The 20,215-nt window shown below is 71.8% G+C and carries 15 protein-coding genes, 2 tRNA genes and 1 pseudogene; 9 read left to right on the top strand and 9 right to left on the bottom strand.

Annotated features, from left to right (window positions below; all coding sequences use genetic code 11):
* Positions 1-55: 55 nt before the first annotated feature.
* The 5 genes from ACUYMY_RS03525 to ACUYMY_RS03505 all read right to left on the bottom strand — a co-directional run bounded on the left by ACUYMY_RS03525 (position 56) and on the right by ACUYMY_RS03505 (position 4,793).
* The gene (locus ACUYMY_RS03525; RefSeq protein ID WP_481702253.1) at positions 56-496 is read right to left on the bottom strand and encodes a hypothetical protein; all 441 of its coding nucleotides are present in this window, start codon (positions 494-496) and stop codon (positions 56-58) included.
* 8 nt (positions 497-504) lie between these two features.
* Entirely contained in the window at positions 505-1,074 is a 570-nt protein-coding gene (locus tag ACUYMY_RS03520; protein WP_481704944.1) for a bacterial proteasome activator family protein, read from the bottom strand.
* Positions 1,075-1,232: 158 nt separating this feature from the next.
* Positions 1,233-1,451: a YbdD/YjiX family protein gene (locus tag ACUYMY_RS03515; RefSeq protein WP_481702252.1), complete on the bottom strand. Its 219-nt coding sequence runs from the start codon at positions 1,449-1,451 to the stop codon at positions 1,233-1,235.
* Complete coding sequence (locus ACUYMY_RS03510) at positions 1,448-3,727, bottom strand: carbon starvation CstA family protein (RefSeq protein WP_481702251.1); 2,280 nt, start codon at positions 3,725-3,727, stop codon at positions 1,448-1,450. Before ACUYMY_RS03510 ends, ACUYMY_RS03515 begins: the two co-directional genes overlap by 4 nt.
* Before the next feature lie 82 nt (positions 3,728-3,809).
* Entirely contained in the window at positions 3,810-4,793 is a 984-nt protein-coding gene (locus ACUYMY_RS03505) for an NAD(P)H-quinone oxidoreductase (RefSeq protein WP_481702250.1), read from the bottom strand.
* 75 nt (positions 4,794-4,868) lie between these two features.
* On the opposite strand from ACUYMY_RS03505, the gene ACUYMY_RS03500 reads away from it, so the two are divergent.
* Positions 4,869-4,956, top strand: a tRNA-Ser gene (locus tag ACUYMY_RS03500).
* Between the two features lie 166 nt (positions 4,957-5,122).
* A complete protein-coding gene (locus tag ACUYMY_RS03495; RefSeq protein WP_481702249.1) occupies positions 5,123-5,917 on the top strand; it encodes a VOC family protein in 795 nt (264 codons plus the stop codon).
* 45 nt (positions 5,918-5,962) lie between these two features.
* On the opposite strand, the gene ACUYMY_RS03490 is transcribed toward ACUYMY_RS03495, so the two are convergent.
* Complete coding sequence (locus ACUYMY_RS03490) at positions 5,963-7,936, bottom strand: FAD/NAD(P)-binding protein (protein ID WP_481702248.1); 1,974 nt, start codon at positions 7,934-7,936, stop codon at positions 5,963-5,965.
* A 38-nt stretch (positions 7,937-7,974) separates the two neighbouring features.
* Here ACUYMY_RS03490 and ACUYMY_RS03485 point away from each other — a divergent pair, with 38 nt between their 5' ends.
* The 4 genes and pseudogenes from ACUYMY_RS03485 to ACUYMY_RS03470 form a co-directional block, all read left to right on the top strand.
* Positions 7,975-10,092: a prolyl oligopeptidase family serine peptidase gene (locus ACUYMY_RS03485; protein WP_481702247.1), complete on the top strand. Its 2,118-nt coding sequence runs from the start codon at positions 7,975-7,977 to the stop codon at positions 10,090-10,092.
* 58 nt (positions 10,093-10,150) lie between these two features.
* Positions 10,151-10,239 (top strand) — tRNA-Ser (locus ACUYMY_RS03480).
* 249 nt (positions 10,240-10,488) lie between these two features.
* A complete protein-coding gene (locus ACUYMY_RS03475; protein WP_481702246.1) occupies positions 10,489-11,574 on the top strand; it encodes a glycoside hydrolase family 15 protein in 1,086 nt (361 codons plus the stop codon).
* A 167-nt stretch (positions 11,575-11,741) separates the two neighbouring features.
* Positions 11,742-11,873, top strand: a pseudogene (locus ACUYMY_RS03470) (recombinase family protein); the annotation flags it as partial.
* A 171-nt stretch (positions 11,874-12,044) separates the two neighbouring features.
* Here ACUYMY_RS03470 and ACUYMY_RS03465 read toward each other — a convergent pair.
* Complete coding sequence (locus ACUYMY_RS03465) at positions 12,045-13,052, bottom strand: hypothetical protein (RefSeq protein WP_481702245.1); 1,008 nt, start codon at positions 13,050-13,052, stop codon at positions 12,045-12,047.
* Between the two features lie 166 nt (positions 13,053-13,218).
* Positions 13,219-15,423 carry a RecQ family ATP-dependent DNA helicase gene (locus tag ACUYMY_RS03460; RefSeq protein WP_481702244.1) on the bottom strand — a complete coding sequence of 735 codons (2,205 nt, stop codon included), beginning with the start codon at positions 15,421-15,423 and terminating at the stop codon, positions 13,219-13,221.
* Positions 15,424-15,527: 104 nt separating this feature from the next.
* Here ACUYMY_RS03460 and ACUYMY_RS03455 point away from each other — a divergent pair, with 104 nt between their 5' ends.
* The 3 genes from ACUYMY_RS03455 to ACUYMY_RS03445 all read left to right on the top strand — a co-directional run bounded on the left by ACUYMY_RS03455 (position 15,528) and on the right by ACUYMY_RS03445 (position 19,232).
* The gene (locus tag ACUYMY_RS03455; protein ID WP_481702243.1) at positions 15,528-17,261 is read left to right on the top strand and encodes a thiamine pyrophosphate-dependent enzyme; all 1,734 of its coding nucleotides are present in this window, start codon (positions 15,528-15,530) and stop codon (positions 17,259-17,261) included.
* A 91-nt stretch (positions 17,262-17,352) separates the two neighbouring features.
* Positions 17,353-18,798 carry a phosphomannomutase/phosphoglucomutase gene (locus ACUYMY_RS03450; protein WP_481702242.1) on the top strand — a complete coding sequence of 482 codons (1,446 nt, stop codon included), beginning with the start codon at positions 17,353-17,355 and terminating at the stop codon, positions 18,796-18,798.
* Positions 18,795-19,232, top strand: coding sequence for a hypothetical protein (locus ACUYMY_RS03445; RefSeq protein WP_481702241.1), 438 nt, complete (start codon positions 18,795-18,797; stop codon positions 19,230-19,232). Before ACUYMY_RS03450 ends, ACUYMY_RS03445 begins: the two co-directional genes overlap by 4 nt.
* Before the next feature lie 15 nt (positions 19,233-19,247).
* Here ACUYMY_RS03445 and ACUYMY_RS03440 read toward each other — a convergent pair whose 3' ends face one another.
* Positions 19,248-20,171: an EamA family transporter gene (locus ACUYMY_RS03440; RefSeq protein ID WP_481702240.1), complete on the bottom strand. Its 924-nt coding sequence runs from the start codon at positions 20,169-20,171 to the stop codon at positions 19,248-19,250.
* Between the last annotated feature and the right edge of the window lie 44 nt (positions 20,172-20,215).

Raw genomic sequence — 20,215 nt, 5'->3', positions numbered from 1 at the left:
CGATTTCTTCACGATCTTCGCCCACTGCGAAACCCGCGTCCCGCTGGGAATAATTTCAGTGGGCGACGAGTCGCTCGGCGAGTTCGACCTGCTCGAGCACGGCTGCGGCGCGCCGCTGGACCGAGAGCGCGCCGACGGGCACGGGCCCGACCGCCAGGCGCAGCATCGCGGCGGCCTCCGCCGTGGTCGCCAAGGCGTTGCCGGCCCTCGAGAGGGCGCGGTGGACGTCGGCGAGCTCGCCGGGGACGTCGAGTCCGTCGCTCGGGGCGCCCTCCTGGGCGGCGGCGCACACGGCGCGCACGCGCGGCAGGAGCCCCGCGAGCGCGTCCGCGATGACGACGAGCTCGGCGTAGAGCGACTCGTCCTCGATGCCCTCGAGGACCTGGTGGTAGCGGTCGAGGCCGCGCTTGAAGCGGTCGTGGGCCCGCCGCCAGAGGCCCTTGCCGAGCTCGGCATCGTCGCGCCGGCTCTGGAACGCCGTACTGAAGAGTCCCACGGGAGCGCTCAGAGGTACTGCCCCGGGCCGTGGTCCGGTTCCTGGCGTTCCCCGTGCCCGCCCAGGCGCTGGCCCATGCCGGGCGCGCGCTGGGGCTCGCCGTTCTCCCCGATCACGACACCGGGCGCGATCATCGTCCCGGGCGGGAGCTGGCGCAGCTGGACCTGCGCCGCGGCGAGCTGGTGGGCCGCCTGTTGTGCGGCGATGGCCGTCTGGATGCCGTGGAAGAGGCCCTCGAGCCAGCCGACGAGCTGGGCCTGGGCGACGCGGAGCTCCGACTCGGACGGGACGGCCGCGTCGGTGAACGGGAGTGAGATGCGGTGGAGCTCGTCGACGAGCTCGGGGGCGAGCCCGTCCTCGAGCTCGGCGATCGAGCGCTCGTGGATCTCCGCCAGGCGGTTCCGGGCCGCCTCGTCCAGCGGGGCGCCCTTCACCTCCTCGAGGAGCTGGCGGATCATCGTGCCGATGCGCATGACCTTGGCAGGCTCGTCGACGAGCTCCTGGAGGCTCGCGCGCTTGCCGTGGCGGCCCCCGGCGGCCGACTCGCCGTCTGAGGCGACGCTGCCGTCGTCCAGCATCGTCCCCTCGACGGGGACCTCCACGGACTCCTCGACGCCCTCCTCCTCCGGCTTCTCCGCCGGCTGTCCCGGCCTCGTCTCCGTGTGCTCGTTCCCCTGGCCTGCACTCATGGGGCCATACTCCCACAAAGCCCCGTCAGCACCATCTCAGCATCGCCTCAGCAGCATCTGCCCTGCGGATTGGTGTCCTGGCGGTCCGTGCGGTCCCGCCAGAACTCCCGCTCCGACATCTGAGGCGCCACGCACCGACCCGCTGCCTCCTCGGCTCGATGGTGCTCGAGGTACTTCTCGTAGGCGTCCGCCCCCATGACGCCGCGCAGGAAGGCCCGTACGGGGGCGAGGGCCTGGCCTACGGCCGCGAGGGTCCTGGCGCTCATGGGTGGTGCCCCGCGGGGACCGTGCTGATGCCCGCGGCCTTCCACTCGTCGAGGACGGCCTTCTCCGCCGGAGTCGGGACGGGGCCCGAGGGGGCGTAAACGCGGGAGGGGACGGCCGGGTCCTCGGTGCTGACGCCCCCGCCGGCGCGGAACGCCCTCACGGTGGCAATGAGCGCCGTGACGATCACGATGATCGCGAGCACGACGAACACGACGCTCAGGACGCCCTGGACCATCGTGTTGCGCACGACCGCCTCCATCGCGGCCACGCTCCTCGCCGTCCCGAACGAGGTCTTCCCCTCCGCGAGGGCCCGCGAGAAGGCCGCGTTCTGCGCGAAGTAGCCCACGGCCGGGACCGTCGAGAAGATCTTGAACGCGCTCGCCGTGATGGTCACGACGGCGGCGAACGCGAGCGGCAGCGCGACGATCCACAGATGCCTGAAGGTCCCGCGCTTGGCCGCGATGGCCAGGCACACCGCGAGGGCGATGGCCGCGAGGAGCTGGTTCGCGATGCCGAACAGCGGGAAGAACGTGTTGATGCCGCCGAGCGGATCGGTCACGCCGAGGAGGAGGATGTAGCCCCAGCCCGCGACCATGATGGCCGTGCAGAGCCACGCGCCCGGACGCCACGAGGTGTCCTTGAACTTGGGCACGAAGTTGCCGATCGAGTCTTGGAGCATGAACCGGGCCACGCGCGTGCCGGCGTCGACCGCCGTGAGGATGAACAGCGCCTCGAACATGATCGCGAAGTGGTACCAGAAGGCCGCGAGGCCGGCACCGCCGATGAACTGCTGCATGATGTGGCTCAGGCCGACGGCGAGGGTCGGGGCGCCGCCCGTGCGCGAGACGATTGACGGCTCGCCGACGGCCTGCGCCGTGCCGGCGAGGAACTCGGGGGTCACGTTGACCCCCGCGAGGCCGAGGCCGTTGACCCACGCCGCTGCCGTCTCGACGGTCCCGCCCGTGAGCGAGGCCGGGGAGTTCATGACGAAGTACAGGCCGCGGTCGATCGAGATCGCCGCGACGAGCGCCATGATCGCGACGAAGGACTCCATGAGCATGCCGCCGTAGCCGATGAAGCGCGTCTGGCGCTCCTTCTCGACGAGCTTGGGCGTGGTGCCCGAGGAGATGAGCGCGTGGAAGCCGGAGAGCGCGCCGCACGCGATGGTGACGAAGAGGAACGGGAACAGGGCGCCCGCGAACACGGGGCCGTTGTCCCTGAAGGCGTACTCGCTGAACGCCGGGACGCTCACCTCGGGGCGGACGACGACGATCGCGACCGCGAGGAGCACGATCACGCCGATCTTCATGAAGGTCGAGAGGTAGTCGCGCGGGGCCAGCAGGAGCCACACGGGCAGGACGGCGGCGATGAAGCCGTAGACGATGATGCCCCACGCGATGGGGAGCCGGTCGAGGTGGAAGAGCGCCTGGCCCCAGCCGGTGTTGGCCACGGCGCCGCCGCCGATGATCGCGGCCATGAGCAGCACGAAGCCGATGATCGAGACCTCCATGACCTTGCCCGGCCGGATGAACCGCAGGTAGACGCCCATGAAGAGGGCGATCGGGATGGTCATGGCGACGGAGAAGACGCCCCACGGGCTCTCGCCGAGGGCGTTGACGACGACGAGGGCGAGGATCGCGACGATGATGATCATGATGAGCAGCGTCGCGAGCAGCGCGGCCGTGCCGCCGACGACGCCCAGCTCCTCGCGGGCCATCTGGCCGAGCGACCGGCCGCCGCGGCGCATCGAGAAGAACATCACGAGGTAGTCCTGCACTGCGCCGGCGAGCACGACGCCGACGATGATCCACAGCGTGCCCGGCAGGTAGCCCATCTGGGCCGCGAGGACCGGGCCGACGAGCGGGCCCGCGCCCGCGATCGCCGCGAAGTGATGGCCGAAGAGCACGTTGCGGTCGGTGCGCACGTAGTCCTTGCCGTCGGCCTTGTATTCCGCCGGGGTGGCGCGGACGTCGTTGGGCTTGAGCAGGTGCTTCTCGATGTACTTCGAGTAGAACCGGTACGCGATGAGGTAGGTGCAGACAGCGGCGAACACGAACCAGATCGCGTTCACGGTCTCACCGCGGACCAGCGCGAGCATGACCCATGCCAGGCCTCCGACGAGCGCGATCGCCACCCACACGCCGATCTTGGTCGGGGTCCACCGCCGCAACTCCGCCTCCCGGACGGATTCGTCGACGGCGACCGGCGGCAGCGCCGGGTCTTGGACGAGTGTGGTCTCTGGCGCTCCGCCAGCGCCGCGTGAGACGGGGCTCATGACTCCTCCTCGAGTGGGACAGGGCTCCACAATGATGGAACGCTGATGAGCCTAGCCCCGGGGTGCGACAGAACACACCTGTCTAGACGGTGAGCAACACCTTGCCCACGTGCTCGCCCGAGTCGAAGTGCGCGTGCGCGGCCTGGACCTCCTCGAGCGGGAAGGTGCGGTCGACGAGGGGCTTGATCCGGCCGTCCTCGATGAGCGGCCACACGTGCTCGCGCACGGCGGCCATGATGGCCGCCTTCTCCTCGACCGGCCGGGAGCGCAGCGTCGTGCCGATGACCGCAGCGCGCTTGCTCAGGAGCATGCCGAGGTTGAGCTCGGCCTTCGCGCCGCCCTGGAGGCCGATCACGACGAGCCGGCCGTACGGGGCGAGGGCCTCGACGTTGCGCTCGAGGTACTTCGCACCAACGACGTCGAGGATCACGTCCGCGCCCCGCCCGCCGCTCGCGGTGCGCACCGCCTCGACGAAGTCCTCGTCGCGGTAGTTGATCGCGAGGTCCACGCCGAGGAACGCCCGGGCCGTGCTGACCTTCTCCTCGGTTCCGGCCGTCGCCGCGACGCGCGCGCCGAAGGCCTTGGCCATCTGGACGGCCATGGTCCCGATCCCGCCGGTGGCGCCGTGGATGAGCAGCAGCTCGCCCGGGCCGAGCTGGGCGGTCATGTACAGGTTCGAATACACCGTCGCCGCGGTCTCGGGCAGGCTCGCGGCGGTGACGAGGTCAACCCCTTCGGGCACGCGCAGCACCTGTCCCGCGGGCACCGCCACCTTCTCCGCGTAGCCGCCGCCGGCGAGGAGGGCGACGACCCGGTCCCCGATCGCGAAGGGCCGCGCCACCTCCGGGCCGAAGCCCGCGATCCGGCCCGAGACCTCGAGCCCGGGGATCTCGGAGGCGCCGGGCGGGGGCGGGTAGAAGCCGCGGCGCTGCTGGACGTCCGCGCGGTTGATGCCCGCGGCGACGACGTCGATGAGGACCTCGCCCGGCCCGGGCTCGGGGGCGTCGGTGTCGCGGAGCTCGAGAACTTCAGGCCCCCCGGGCTCGGCGATGAACACAGCCTTCATCGTTGACGCTCCTTATGCCCCCGAGGGACGTCGGTTTCTCGAGCTCACCTGCCTGTGAAACACTACTAGGCACGAGGAAGGTTGTCCGAGCGGCCTATGGAGCTGGTCTTGAAAACCAGTGTGCGGTAACCCCGTACCAAGGGTTCAAATCCCTTACCTTCCGCGCTTGCGAGGCGGCGTCCCGGCATTCGGGACGCCGCCTCGGCCCGTTCCGCGCGCCCGGGAAGGTGAGGCCGGCACGCGGCCGTCCTTGAAAACTGTCGGAGGGCGCGCATAGCGTCGGACACGTTAGGCGAGACACCTGAGATCCGCAGACTGAAGGAGTCACCATGCCCACGCCCGAGATCACGCCGGGAGCGCCCTGCTGGGCCGATCTGACCACGAGCGACCTCGAGAAGGCCAAGGAGTTCTACGCCGAGATCTTCGGCTGGACGTACGAGACGGGGGACAAGGAGACGTACGGCGGCTACACGACCGCCTCGAAGGAGGGCGCCCCCGTCGCGGGCCTCATGCAGAAGACCGAGGACCAGGCGGCCATGCCGGATGTCTGGAGCGTGTACCTCGCCTCATCCGACATCAACGCGACGACGGACGCCGTGGCCGAGGCCGGCGGGAACGTGTTCATGCCGCCGATGGAGGTGCCGGAGCAGGGGCACATGGCGATGTTCTCCGATGCCGGAGGGGCGGTCTTCGGCGTCTGGCAGCCGGGGAAGATGCCGGGGTTCAGCAAGCTGGCGGAGCCGGGCTCGCCCGTGTGGTTCGAGCTGCACACGCGCGCCTACGAGGCGAGCGTGGACTTCTACCGCAGGGCCCTGGGCTGGCAGACGGACGTCATGAGCGACACCCCGGAGATGCGGTACACGACGCTCGGGGCGGGCCGAGAGGCCAAGGCGGGGATCTTCGACGCGAGCTCCGACCTTCCCGAGGGCATGCCGAACAACTGGCAGATCTATTGGGGCGTCGAGGACGCGGACGAGGCGATCTCCAAGGCCACCGCCCGCGGCGCGACCGTCCTGCAGGGCCCCGAGGACACACCCTTCGGGCGGCTCGCGACGCTCACGGACCCCACCGGGGCCGTCTTCAAAATCATGCAGGACCTCGGCCAGGGCGGCCAGCCGGAGTAGCGCCCGCGTCTAAGTCACGTGGAGTCGAGATCCCGACCCACGACCTCAGGGGGCGGCGCGGGACAGGATGTCGCGCGCCACGGCGTCGGCGTCCCTGAGGGTCCGCTGGGCGCTCGGGTAGGGGGTGCCGTCGGGGGCCTCGCCCGGCGCCCCGAAGGGATGCGCCTCGGCGGCGATCGCCGTGCCCCACTGGACGGCCGAGAGCTGGAGCCCCAGCACGTAGAGGCCCTCGACAGGGTGCCCGTTGACGTCGAGGGCCCTGTAGGGCGGGGTGGTGACGTCGAGCCCGCTCGAGGGCTGGGGCGTGCCATCGGCCCCGGCGAGGAATCGTGGGCGCGCGAGCCCGTCGGCGAGCAGGCCGGACAGGAGCGGAGAGTCCGCTTGGGCCACGCGGTTGGCGGGGGCGAGCGCCTCGACGAGGTACTTCGCCCGGACTCCGGGCCCCCCGACCCACGGCGAGAGACCGGTGAAGGACGGCCCGGAGTCGCCGGTCCGTGCCACCCCGAAGCGCGGCTCGGGCCCCACCGTGCCCACGATACCGGCGCGCATGAGCGCGGCGAGCTGGCGGATCCGCAGCGAGGGCGGCCCGCTCGCGAGGCCCTCGATGACCCCCTCGAACCACCCGCGCAGCCCCGAGGCCCAGGACTCCTCGGTGATGCCTCCGTCCGCGACGGCCTCCTTGAGCACGGCCCGGCCGCGGTGGAGGGCGGCGATGGCCATCTTGACCGGGTCGTCCTCGCCGCGGGCGGAACCCGCCGCGTCCTCGTCGAGGTGGGCGAGCACCCGGGCGTCGAGCTCGGCCCGGTCCCGCGCGTGCCATCCGGCCAGCGGCGCGCCGAGCGCCCGGAGGTCGAGGCGCCTGGCCGGCGACACGCCGTCGTGCACCGCCTGCGATGCCGAGTGCTCCCACGCGGGGCCCTCGAGGGCGAGCGCGGCGGCGAGCTTGTCGAGGAATCCCGGGTCCACGGACTCGGGCTCGACGCGCACGAGCGTCGAGTAGTACGCCCACAGCGCGTCCCGGTGCAGGAGCGGCCACAGGTCCTGGTCGAAGGAGGGCTCGATGCCGGCGCGGCGCGGCGCGAGCGCGGCCTCGCGCGTGAACCAGCGCAGCGAGACGGAGGGAGCGTAGTACGCGTCGAGGTCGGCCTTGCCGCGGTAGGGAACCCCGCGGCGGGACGCGGCCACGATCCTCGGCTCGCGACCGCTCGGGGTGTAGGCGAGCCGCCCGTGCCCCGCATCGGTGAAGCGCCCGCCGCGGCCCTGGGTGAGCTGGATCAGGACGTCGAAGAAGTTCAGGCCCATCCCCCGCACAAGCACGGTCTCCCCGGCCGGGAGCACGTCCCAGTCGACGTCCGCCGGCGCGGCGGGCGGGAAGTAGTGCAGGCCGAGGCGCGCGGCGGCGTCGGCCAGCCCGCGCTGCTCCCTGCCCAGCTCCCCGGGCACGTGCCCGAGCGCGAGGACGACGGCGTCCGCCTCCCTCGCGCGCCCGCTCGCGAGAGTCAGGGCGAAGCCCCGCGGGGTGCGGCCCACCCGCACGACCTCCTGGGCGACGTGCCGGACAGCCGCCCCGGCGGGCGTGGCCGCGGTCACGGCCTGCCAGGTCTGGGTGAGGTAGCGGCCGTACAGGGCACGGGGCGGGAAGTCGCGGGCCTCGAGGGCCAGCAGCTCGGCCTGCTCCTCGGGCGCCAGGGCGCTTCGCCCGGCCTCGGCGGCCGCACGCTCCGCGGCACGCCACTCGTCGAAGCTCCCGCCGGCGAGAGGCGGCGCGAGCCCAGGCTCGCTCGGGATGAGGGTCGGGTAGAAGGCCGGGGTGTTCATGAGGAACAGCCGGGGCTGGCCGGTCCGCCACACACGGCCGGGGCCGGGATCGAAGGGGTCGTACACCGTGATCTCGACGCTCCGCACCAGGTCCCCGGAGGCCGCGCGCTGGGCGATGTTGGCGAGGAGGCGCTCGACGGCGGAGGCCCCGCGGGGGCCGCCGCCCACGACCGCAACGCGCAGCATCCCGCCCCGAACCATAGGGTTGAGCTTAATGCGTGGCGTGCAAGGATGGCCTCATGAGTGCCGACCCCGCGCAGACGCTGGCCCACGCACCGGGCGAGCCCGTCGACGAGAACCTGTGGCTCGAGGACATCCACGGCGAGGACCAGCTCGCCTGGGTCCGCGAGCAGAACGCACGCACCGAGGAGCTCCTCGAGACCGGCGACTACCCGGAGCTCGAGGCGCGGATCCTCGAGGTCATGGACTCCTCGGACCGGATCCCCATGGTGGCCAAGCGGGGCGACTGGTACTACAACTTCTGGCGCGACGCCGAGCACCCCAAGGGCCTGTGGCGGCGCACGCGCTGGGACAGCTACGTCACCGACGCCCCGGAGTGGGAGACCGTCCTGGACCTCGACGCGCTCGCCGCAGCGGAGGGCACCGAGTGGGTGTGGGGCGGCGCTAGCTTCCTGCGCCCCGAGGACGGCGTCTCGTGGCGCCGCTGCATGGTGCGCCTCTCCCCCGACGGCGGCGACGCGGCCGCGCAGCGCGAGTATGACGTCGAGGACCGCACCTTCATCGACCCCGCCGCGGGCGGCTTCAGCCTCCCGGCGGCCAAGGGCGGGGTCGACTGGCTCGACCCGGACACGCTCCTCGTCTCCTCGACGCTTGGCGAGGATGCCGTGACCACGTCCTCATACCCCCGCATCGTGCGGCGCCTGCCCCGCGGCGGCACCCTCGAGGAGGCCGAGGTCATCTTCGAGGTCCCGGCCGAGCACATGATGGCCGGTGCCGGCTTCGACGACACCCCGGGCTTCGAGCGCATCATCGCTAGCGACAGGATCAGCTTCTTCGACGTCGAGCACTCCGTCTGGCGGGACGGCGGCTGGGCCAAGATCCCCGTCCCGACCGACGTCGACATCGACCTCCACCGCGAGTGGATCCTCTTCCGCCCGCAGCGCGACTGGGAGGTCGACGGGAGCCTCTTCGCCGGCGGTTCCCTGCTCGCCGCGGACTTCGAGGCGTTCATGGCCGGCTCCCGGGAGCTCACGCTCCTGTTCTCGCCGGATGAGCACACGTCGCTCCAGTCGTGGTCCTGGACGCGGAGCAGCCTCATGCTCAACCTCCTGCGCGACGTCTCGTCCGAGATCCGCGTGCTCACCCCGGCGCACGACGGCGCGTGGCCGGCCGAGGTGCTCGACGCGTGCCCGCCGCTGCACCTCGTCGAGAGCTACGCGGTCGACGACGAGGACCCCGAGGCCGGGGACGACTACTGGCTCATCGCCACCGGCTTCCTCACCCCGACTACGCTCCTCCGCGGCACCCTCGGCGAGGGCAGCGCGGCGGTCAAGCGCGCGCCGTCGTTCTTCGACGAATCCCTGTGCACGGTCGAGCAGCACTTCGCGACCTCCGCCGACGGCACCCGCGTGCCCTACTTCCAGGTCTCGCCGCGGGGCCTCGAGCTCGACGGCACGGCGCCGACGCAGCTGAGCGGCTACGGCGGATTCGAGATCGCCCGGACCCCGGCGTACAGCGGGACCGTGGGGCGCGCGTGGCTCGAGCGCGGCGGCGTGTACGTCGTGGCGAACATCCGCGGCGGGGGCGAGTATGGGCCCTCGTGGCACCAGGCGGCGCTCAAGGGCAACCGCCACCGGGCCTACGAGGACTTCGCCGCCGTGGCGCAGGACCTCATCCGCCGCGAGGTCACCTCGCCCGAGCACCTGGGCTGCTCCGGCGGGTCCAACGGCGGCCTGCTCGTCGGCAACATGCTGGTTTCCTATCCCGAGCTGTTCGGCGCGATCTCGTGCGGGGTGCCGCTGCTGGACATGCGCCGCTACACGAAGCTCTCCGCGGGCTACTCCTGGATCGCGGAGTACGGCGACCCCGAGGTCCCCGAGGAGTGGGAGTGGCTCAGGACGTTCTCGCCCTACCACCTCCTTCGGGACGGCGTGGAATACCCGGACACGTTCATCTGGACCGCGACCTCCGACGACCGCGTGGGCCCGGTGCAGGCGCGGAAGATGGCCGCCCGGATGCTGGCCATGGGCATCCCCAACGTGTGGTTCCACGAGGCGCTCGAGGGCGGCCACGCAGGGGCGTCGGACAACCGGCAGGCGGCCTCGCTCCAGGCCCGCAGCCAGAGCTTCCTGTGGCGGGCGCTCACCGGCACGCTGCACACGCCCGACGGCGCGTGAGGGCGCTTTTGCGTCTCCGCCGGTCATCTGGGTAACCTTGGGGAGCTAGCGATAGCAAGGAGACGTGCCAGAGCGGCCGAATGGACTTCACTGCTAATGAAGGGTCCGGGGAAACTTGGACCGGGGGTTCAAATCCCCCCGTCTCCGCGGTGTGATGCAGCGGGACATCCTTCGGGGATGAATCGCGACATCGGGAACACCCCCGGTCTTCGGACCGGGGGTGTTCTGTTTTCTCGGCTGGTAGTCCTTGGTGGGTGTGGATCGCAGCGCTTGAGGCATCTCGCTACCGCTAGAGGCGGGCGGACCGATAGACCAAGGTGGCTGTTGGTAGCACGAGGCGACCCCGCAGAACGTCTCGCTGGGTTCTTCTAAGCCACTTCATCGGAGGCTTACAGCATGACCTTGACCATGGCCGGCTCCATCGAGCTTCTCCTCTCAGCACAGACCGCTTCGGGCGCCATTCCGGCGAGCACGGTCCACGACATCTACCAGTACGGCTGGCTGCGGGATGGCTCCTGGTGCGCCTACGCGCTGCAGCGCGCCGGGCACGCAGATGCGGCGGCGCGTTGGCACCACTGGGTCGCGGCAACCCTGCTTTCGCACCGTCACCGATTCGCCCAGGCGACGGACGCCGTCCGGAACGGCGCCATAACTGGGCGGTCGATGCTGCCCGCACGGTTCGCGCTCGATGGCCGTGAAGAACCGCAGGGCGAGTCGGAGGAGGAGTGGCCGAACTTCCAGACGGACTGCTACGGCTTCTGGCTTTGGGCACTGGCCGATCACCTCACCCGTGGGGGCGAATTGGACGATGTCCTGCGTGATGCTTCGGAGCTCGTGGTCGGATACCTGCTCGTCGCCGGGGAGACGCCATGCTTCGACTGCTGGGAAGAACATCCCGGCAACGTGCATACCTCCAGTCTCGCCGCGGTCGCTGCCGGTCTCCGTGACATCGGCGCCCTGCTCCACGACGAGGCCGCGCAACGTTACGCAGTCCAGCTCCTCCAGCGCATCACCGGCCCCGAGCACGTCCTCGGCGGGGCCTTCATCCGGTTTCCCGGTGACACCCGCGTCGACGGTTCGCTCCTCTGGCTGGCCATCCCGTTCAACCTGGTCACGGTCGACAACCCGCTCTTCCAGAACACTCTCAGCCGTATCCGCGACGAACTCCTCGTCCCAGACGGCGGCCTACACCGATACCTCGGCGACACCTTCTACGGTGGCAGCGAATGGATCCTTCTCGCCGCGACCTACGGGTGGGTCGCAGTCGCCTCCGGAGACCGCGCGACCGCTGAACGCATGCTCGACTGGATCGAGGCGGCGGCGACACCGGAAGGGCTTCTCCCGGAGCAGGTGCAGAACCACGTGCAGTCGCCCTACATGCTCGAGTTCTGGCAGCGACGCTGGGGTGCGACGGCCACGCCCCTCCTGTGGTCGCACGCCATGTACATCGTCCTCAAGGAGGAACTGGATTCCCAACGCTGACTCTCCTGCCGTGGCCGGTGTGAGCAACAAGTCTGAGTGCCCCCTCCTCGCCTTAGCGCATCCGCCAGCCAGGCCGGACGGCACATCCGGCCTATGGTCGGCCAGGATGCGAGGCTGCAGCTCGACGCTCTCCGCGGTGCCGGGGTGGAGTCCAGGGATGTGTTCTCTGTGTCAACCTTCTGCGCGAGAACGGAGTGAAGATCCGGACGATCTCGGACGGGATCGATCCAGAGACGTCTTCTGGCCGGATGATGCTCGGGATGCTCGCGACCTTGGCCGAGTACGAGCGCGAGCTCCTCCCGGCTCACCAGTGAACGATCAGCAGTGAACGATGTCCCGACTCATGCGAGAACGATGTACTGAACTCACACACCCCCGTCTCCGCGGCATGAAACGAAGAGCACCCCCAGCCTGGCTGGGGGTGCTCTTTGGTTGCCAGGGCCCCGGGAGCGGGCAGGCGTCTGGCGGGCTCAGTGCCGGGTCTTGGACCAGAAGAAGACGCCGCCGGCCACCGCGAGGGAGATCATGATGCCCCAGGCCAGCGGCCCGGGCGCGGCCACGCCGACCTGCGAGGACGGCTCGGCGGCCGTCCGCGTCGTGTCCCCCGTCGGCACGACACTGGGGAGGGTGGACGACGGCGCGGGGGCCGTCGGCGCCGGGCTCGCCGTCGTCGGGGGCACCGCGCCGGGCTCGGGCTCGGGCTCGGGGGCGATGGGGGCAGGGGTTGCCTCGGCCGCCGGTGGCGGGGCCGACGAGGGGCAGGGCTCGGCGCTGAAGGTGCCCACCCAGCGGGACGGCCCGCTGAGCGTGTACCCGGGCCGGGCCGTCGCGTCAACCGTCACGAGGCCGTGCGCGGCGTTCGCCCCGGGGACGAGCTCGGTCTCCCCCGCGCGGTAGTCGACGCCGATGATCCGGGGCACGAGGACGGCGTCGCGCTCGGTCCCGCACCGGTCATCGAAGTGCGGGGCGTCTGCCGTGATGGCGACGGGGCACGCCTGGCGGAGGTCGGCGGAGGCGGAGCTCGCGAGGGCCTCGCCCTCGGCGGCCTCGCTCACGTGCGCGGTGTAGGTGTGGCCCGTCGTCACCGGCAGGGCGGCATCGAGGGATCCGGTGAATGTGCCCGACGCCGCGGTGCGGCCGGCCTCGTCCGTGATGCGGTACGTGAGCGTGTGGCCGGCGTTGGTCGTCGCGGAGAGCTGCAGCGTGTCGCAGGCCGAGCGGACGAGGCTCACCTCGGCATGCGCGGGCGTGGGGGTCGGAGTCGGCCCCGGCGTTGCCGTCTCGGTGGACGTCGGCTCCGGCCCGGGCGTCGTGGAGCTCGTCGTCGACGGATCCAGGGCGCCGCCCGTCGCGACGGCCGGCGCCGCGACGGTCAGCCCCGCCGCGCCCGCGACCCCGAGGGCGCAGAAGGCCACGACGGTCAGCAGAAGGGCACGGAAGGCCCACCGGTGAACTCTCGGCGGGGCGGGATACGTCACGTCAGGGTTCTCCTGGGCAGGGTTCGCGTTCCCTCCTACCCTACGCACTCGAGACCATTTCGTGATCATCGCGTGACGTGTGACACATCCTGTGTTGCGGGAAACCGCGCCGGCGGCGCTTCAGTGCCCCGCCAGGCCCTCCGCCGCCCGCCGCAGAGCCCCCGGCTCAGCCCGCCAGGGCCAGCGCGAGCGGCAGGACCGGCCCCGCCCCGGACCGGCGCAGGAGGCGGCCGGCGACGGTGAGGGTCCAGCGGCTGTCCACGAGGTCGTCGACGAGGAGGACGGGCCGCCCCCCGAGGCCCGCGAGCGCCTCCCCCAGCTCGGGCCCCACGTCGAAGGCCTCCCACACCCCCGCGAGCCGGAAGGCGCTGTTCCCGCCACCCTGACCCGGGCGCGCGGATGGCGTGCGCTCGAGCGCCCCGAGGTAGGGCAGGCGCCCGACCTCGGCTATGCCGCGGGCGAGAGAGTCGACGAGCCGCGGACGGGTCGCCGAAGGGACGCTCACGACGGCGGCCGGCCGGCCCGCGCCGCTCCACGGCCCCGCCGCCGAGTCGCCCCGGGCCCATGAGGAGAGCAGCTCGACGCAGGCCGAGCGGAGCCCCAGGGGGACCTCGGCGTCGCCGGCCCCGGCGGCGAACAGGTCCCGCAGCGCCCCGCCGTAGCCGAGGTCCGTGAGCCGCGCGAGGGCCCGCCCCTCCGCGAGCTGCTCCCCGACCGCGATCTTGCCCTTCGCGGCGACCCCGAGCTTGTCCATGCCGCTCGGCCACTGGGCCCGCGGCTCGATGGGGACGCCCGGGTGCCGCAGTTGCCGCCCCGCGGTCTCGAGCACGGACGTGTCGACATCGGCGGGGAACCAGCGCCCCGCGCAGTTGTCGCAGCGCCCGCAGGGGGCCGCGGTCTCGTCGTCGAGGACGCTCGTGATGTACTCCATCCGGCAGCCCGAGGTCTCCTCGTACACGATCATCGAGTCCTGCTCCGCGACTCTGGCCTCGGCGATGCGCGCGTACCGCTCGCCGTCATAGGCCCAGGGCAGGCCCGTGGCCTGCCAGCCGCCGCCCACGCGCTCGACCGCGCCGTCGACGGCGAGCACCTTGAGCAGGAGCTCGAGCTGGGTGCGGCGCAGCTCGACGAGCGACTCGAGCGCGACGGTCGAGAGCGGCCTGCCGGCATCGCTGAGCGCGCCGACCACCGCGTGCGCCTTGCGCTCGTCGGGCATCGAGGCCGTGGCGAAGTACCGCCAGATGTCCCGGTCCTCGGGGCCGGGCAGGAGCAGGACGTCGGCGTTCGCCGCGCCGCGGCCCGCGCGCCCGACCTGCTGGTAGTACGCGACGGGGCTCGAGGGCGCCCCGAGATGCACGACGAAGCCGAGGTCCGGCTTGTCGAATCCCATCCCGAGGGCCGAGGTGGCCACGAGGGCCTTGACCTGGTTGTCCTTGAGCAGCTGCTCGGCCTGCTCGCGCTCGGCGGTGTCCGTCTTGCCGGTGTAGGCGAGCACGCGGTGCCCGGCGTCGGCGAGGATGCGCGCCGTGTCCTCGGCCGCGGAGACGGTGAGCGTGTAGATGATCCCGCTCCCGGGCAGCGAGTCGAGGTGGGACAGGAGCCACGCGAGGCGGTGGCCGGCGTCGGGCAGGCGCAGGACGCCGAGGCGCAGCGACTCGCGGCCGAGCGCCCCGCGCAGGGTCAGCACACCCTCGCCGAGCTGCTCCTCGATGTCATGCACGACGCGCGCGTTGGCGGTCGCCGTCGTCGCGAGCACCGGCACCGTCCCGGGGAGCTCGTCGATGAGGGCGGCGATGCGCCGGTAGTCGGGGCGAAAGTCGTGGCCCCAGTCGGAGATGCAGTGCGCCTCGTCGACGACGAGCAGGCCCGTGCGTGCGAGGAGCTCTGGCAGGTGCTGCTCGCGGAAGCCGGGGTTGGTGAGCCGCTCGGGCGAGACGAGGACGACGTCGGCCGCGTCCGCCTCGAGCGCCGCGTGCACCTCGTCCCACTCGAGCCGGTTCGCGGAGTTGATCGCGACGGCGCGCACGCCGGCCCGGGCGGCGGCGGCGACCTGGTCCCGCATGAGCGCCAGGAGCGGGGAGACGATGAGCGTGGGGCCGGCGCCGCGGGCGCGCAGGAGGAGCGAGGCCACGAAGTACACGGCCGACTTGCCCCAGCCCGTGCGCTGGACGACGAGCGTGCGGCGCCCGTGCGCGACGAGGGCCTCGATGGCCTCGAACTGGCCGGGGTGGAAGTCGGCGTCGGGGCTCCCCACGAGGTTCGCGAGGACGCCGCGGGCCTCCTCGCGCAGGCCCCCCGAGGGCGCTCCGGCCCCGCCCCTCGTCGTCAGGGTGGAGGCGTCCGGCTGGCTCGTTCTGGGATTCGGGACCATGTCCTCAAGTATGGGCGTGACGTCTGACACTTCTCGCTCCGCGGGCGCCCCGCCCCCGTTACGGTGGATGAAATCTCAGTGCCAAAGAGAAGGATGACACTCCCATGACGGCAACGGCGCCGCTCCTGTCCGATTCCAGCCTGCCTGCAGACTCCAGCCTGCCCGCAAACGGCACGGCCGAGCTGGCCGCCCCGGAGGCGGCCCCCACGACGAAGTCCGCGGGACACGTGATCGTCGATTCCCTCATCGCGCACGGTGTCACCCGGACCTACGTCGTCCCCGGCGAGTCGTTCCTCGATGTGCTCGACGGCCTGCACGAGTCCGAGATCGAGACGGTGGTGTGCCGGCACGAGGGCGGTGCGGCCTACATGGCCGAGGCCGACGGGAAGATGAACCAGCTCCCCGGCATCGCCATGGTCACCCGCGGCCCGGGCGCGGCGAACGCGCACGTGGGCCTGCACACCGCGTGGCAGGACTCGACCCCGATGGTCCTGTTCGTGGGCCTGATCCCGTTCGCGCACCGCGACCGCGAGGCCTTCCAGGAGTTCGACATCAAGTCCTGGTTCGACACCGGCGCCAAGCGCGTGATGGTCCTGGACCACGCCGAGCGCGCCTCCGAACTCGTCGCCGAGGCCATGTTCGCCGCGATGTCCGGCCGCCCCGGCCCGGTCGTCGTCGGCCTGCCCGAGGACGTCATCCGCCAGCAGATCGACCCCGCGATCCACCCGGCCATCCCGGTCGCGAACGGCGGCATGACCGTCACCGACTGGAAGACGCTCAAGTCCGCCCTGTCCGAGGCCGAGAAGCCGCTGTTCGTCGTCGGCGGCAACGACTGGACCCAGGAGGGCGCCACCGCCCTGACCAACTGGCTCGAGGACCACAGCATCCCCGCCGCGGCCGAGTGGCGCTGCGAGGGCACCATCCCCTTCGACTCGCCCTCCTACGTCGGGCCCATCGGCTACGGCCGGCCCAAGCCCACCTACGACCTCTTCGAGGAGACCGACCTGCTCGTCTTCGTCGGCACCGTCCCCGGGGATGTGATCACCGACGGGTTCGTCTGCCGGCAGGACTGGAACACGAAGAACTTCCTCGTCACGATCGACCCGTCCCTGCGCGGCCGCTCCGGCCCGGTCTCCTACCAGATCGTGGCCAAGCCGGACGTGTTCGTGCGCGACCTCGTCATGATGAACCTTCCCGTCCGCGAGGAGTGGAAGGCCTGGACCGAGCGCATGCGCATCGAGCAGGAGAAGTTCTCCGCCCTCCCCCCGGCCGAGCCCACGGACGGCCCGGCCCGCATGGACACCCTCATGGCCAACCTCTGCGCGAACCTGCCCGAGGACGCCATGGTCACCCTCGGCGCCGGCGAGCACACCAACTGGGCCCACCGCTACTTCCCCACCCAGCGCTACGCCTCGATGATCTCGGCCCGCAACGGCTCCATGGGCTACTCCGTCCCGTCCGCGATCGCGGCCTCGCTGGCCTACCCTGGCCGGCGCGTCGTGACGATCGCCGGCGACGGCGAGTTCCTCATGAACGGCCAGGAGCTCGCCACCGCCGCCCAGTACGGCGCGACCCCGCTCGTGATCGTCATGGACAACCAGGAGTACGGCACGATCCGCACGCACCAGGAGCGGCACTACCCCGAGCGGATCTCCGGCACCCAGCTGAAGAACCCCGACTTCGCCCTCATGGCCCAGGCCTTCGGCGGCTTCGGCATCAAGGTCGAGAAGGACAAGGACATCCCCGCGGCCCTCGACGCCGCGCTCAAGGCGATCGACGAGGACGGCGTCTTCGCCCTCATCCACCTCGTCGTCGAACAGCGCGTCAAGGCGTACTGACGCCACTGCCGCCGAAGCGCACGACGGCGCGTCCCCCACTCGAGTGGGGGACGCGCCGTCGTGCGCTTCCCCCAACAGTAGAATCGAGCCCGTGACCAACGTGAGCAGCCCTCTCAGCACGCCCGCCGGCAAGGCGCCCGTGACCGACCTCTCCGCGTCCTTCAAGGCCTACGATGTGCGCGGGATCGTCGGCGAGACGATCGACGCGACCATCGTCGAGGCCGTCGGCGCGGCCTTCGTGGACGTCCTGGGCCTGGCGGGGAAGACGGTCCTCGTGGGCGGCGACATGCGCCCTTCCTCCCCCGAGTTCATCTCCGCGTTCGCCAAGGGCGCGGCGGCTCGCGGCGGCAAGGTCGAGACCCTCGGCCTCATCTCCACCGACGAGCTCTACTACGCCTGCGGCGCCCTCGGCGCGGCGGGCGCGACGTTCACGGCGAGCCACAACCCGGCCCAGTACAACGGCATCAAGATGGCCAAGGCCGGCGCCCTGCCTGTCTCCTCCGAGACCGGGCTCGCCGAGGTCCGCGCCGCCGCCGAGGCCTACCTCACCGCCGGCGTGATCGAGCCGGTCGACGAGCCCGGCCCGATCGCCGTGCGGGACGTGCTCGCCGACTACGCCGCACACCTCCGCGGCCTCGTGGACCTCTCCGGCATCCGCCCGCTCAAGGTCGTAGTCGACGCCGGCAACGGCATGGCCGGCCTCACGACCCCCGCGGTGCTCGGCGACCAGCTCCTGCCGGCCCTGCCGCTGGACATCGTCCCGCTCTACTTCGAGCTCGACGGCACGTTCCCGAACCACCCGGCCAACCCGCTCGAGCCGGAGAACCTGCGCGACCTGCAGGCCGCCGTCGTGCGCCACGGCGCCGACATCGGCCTCGCGTTCGACGGCGACGCCGACCGCTGCTTCGTCATTGACGAGAAGGGCGAGCCCGTCTCGCCGTCGGCCATCACGGCCCTCGTCGCGCGCCGCGAGATCGCCCGGGCCAAGGCCGCGGGCGAGGCCGAGCCGGTCATCATCCACAACCTCATCACCTCGCGCGCCGTGCCCGAGCTCGTCGAGCACGACGGCGGCCGGCCCGTGCGCACGCGTGTGGGCCACTCCTTCATCAAGGCCGTCATGGCCGAGGAGGGCGCGGTGTTCGGCGGCGAGCACTCGGCGCACTACTACTTCCGCGACTTCTGGAACGCGGACACGGGCATGCTCGCGGCGATGCACGTCCTCGCGGCCCTCGGCGGCCAGGAGCTGCCGCTGTCCGAGCTCGGGGCCGAGTACGAGCCCTACGTCTCCTCGGGCGAGATCAACTCCGAGATCGAGGACAAGGCCGCCGCGGTCGCTCGCGTGCGCGAGGCGTACGCGGGCGAGGACGTTGCGGTCGACGACCTCGACGGGACGACCTTCTCCGCCGCCGACGGCACATGGTGGTTCAACCTGCGCCCCTCGAACACCGAGCCGTACCTGCGGTTCAACGGTGAGGCCAAGGACCGCGAGACCCTCGAGTCGCTGCGCGACAACGTGCTCGCGATCGTGCGCGCATGAGCGCTGCCGCCGACCAGTCCGCGCAGCTGCGCGAGGTCCTCGGCACGGCCCTCGGCATCGCGCAGGAGCACCTCGAGCAGAATGGCGGGTTCCTCCCCTTCGGCGTGACCCTCGCGGACGACGGCGAGCTGCGGCTCGTGCTCGTCACCCCGCCGGAGCCGGACGCGGAGGGCGAGCTCGACGCCGAGTCGATGATGGCCGACGTCATCGAGCTCCTGCGGCAGGGCCGCGACGGGTACCAGGCGGTCGCCTTCGCCTCCGACGTCGCCCTGCCCGAGCACGGCGCCGGCGGCTCCGATGGCATCCATGCCGCGGCCGAGCATCGCGACGGCGGGCTCATGGCCGCCGTCGTCCCGTACACCGTCACGGCCGAGGGCTACGTCTTCAGCCCGCTCGAGCCCGACGGCCACGAGCCGGCGGTCTTCACCGCCTGAGCCGGCCCGGCCGGGTCACCGGCGGACTGCCGCCTCGCGGGGCCCCTTCGGCGCGGCATCCGCGGGGCGGTCCATGCCGGGACGCCGCCGCGGCCTGAGCAGGGTCGTCGCGACCCCGCCGAGGAGCAGCGCCCCTCCCGCGAGCTCGAGCGGCTCGGGCACCTCGCCGAAGACGAGCCACGCCGCGAGCATGCCCACGGGCGGGACGAGCAGCGTGTAGGGCACGACGGCGGCGGACGGGTACTTCCCGAGCAGCGTGTTCCAGGCCGAATAGCCGACGAGGGACGCGAGCACGACCGTGAAGAGCGTCGCGGCCCACGCCTGCCAGGACAGCTGCGCGAGCGCGCCGAGGGCCACGGTTGGGCCGTCGACGGCGACGGCGAGCCCCAGCATCGGGACCGGGACCACGAGGGCGGACCACACGACGATCCCGAGCCCCGAGGCCCCCTTGGCCGCACGGGCCACGGTGTTGCCGATCCCCCAGGACAGCCCGGCCAGGACCACGAGCAGCACGGGGCCGAGCGGGGCCACCGCCCCGCGGCCGAGACCCACGAGGACGAGCCCCGCGACGCCCGCGCCCATCCCGGCGAGCTGCGCCGCCGTCGGCCGCTCCCGCAGCACCGCGGCGGCGAGCAGGATCGTGAAGACCATCTGGCTCTGGAGCACGAGCGGGGCGAGGCCCGCGGGCATCCCGAGGTGCAGCGCGACGTAGACGAGCCCGAACTGGCCGGCGCTCATGAACACCCCGACTCCCATGAGGACGCGCCACGGGACCTGCGGTCGCGGCACGAAGAACACCGCGGGCACGGCGACGAGCGCGAAGCGCAGGGCCACGAAGACCAGCGGCGGGACGTCCCGCAGCCCGAGCTCGATGGCGACGAAGTTGACGCCCCAGAGGACGGCGACGAGGGCGGCGAGGGCACTGTGCTGTTGCTTCACCCCTCCATCCTCACGTCCCACACCATGAAGCACCAGCACACATT

Source organism: Sinomonas sp. T428B (assembly GCF_056780155.1).
The sequence above is the reverse complement of the archived record's forward strand: the minus strand, read 5'-3'. Positions and strand labels throughout refer to the sequence as shown.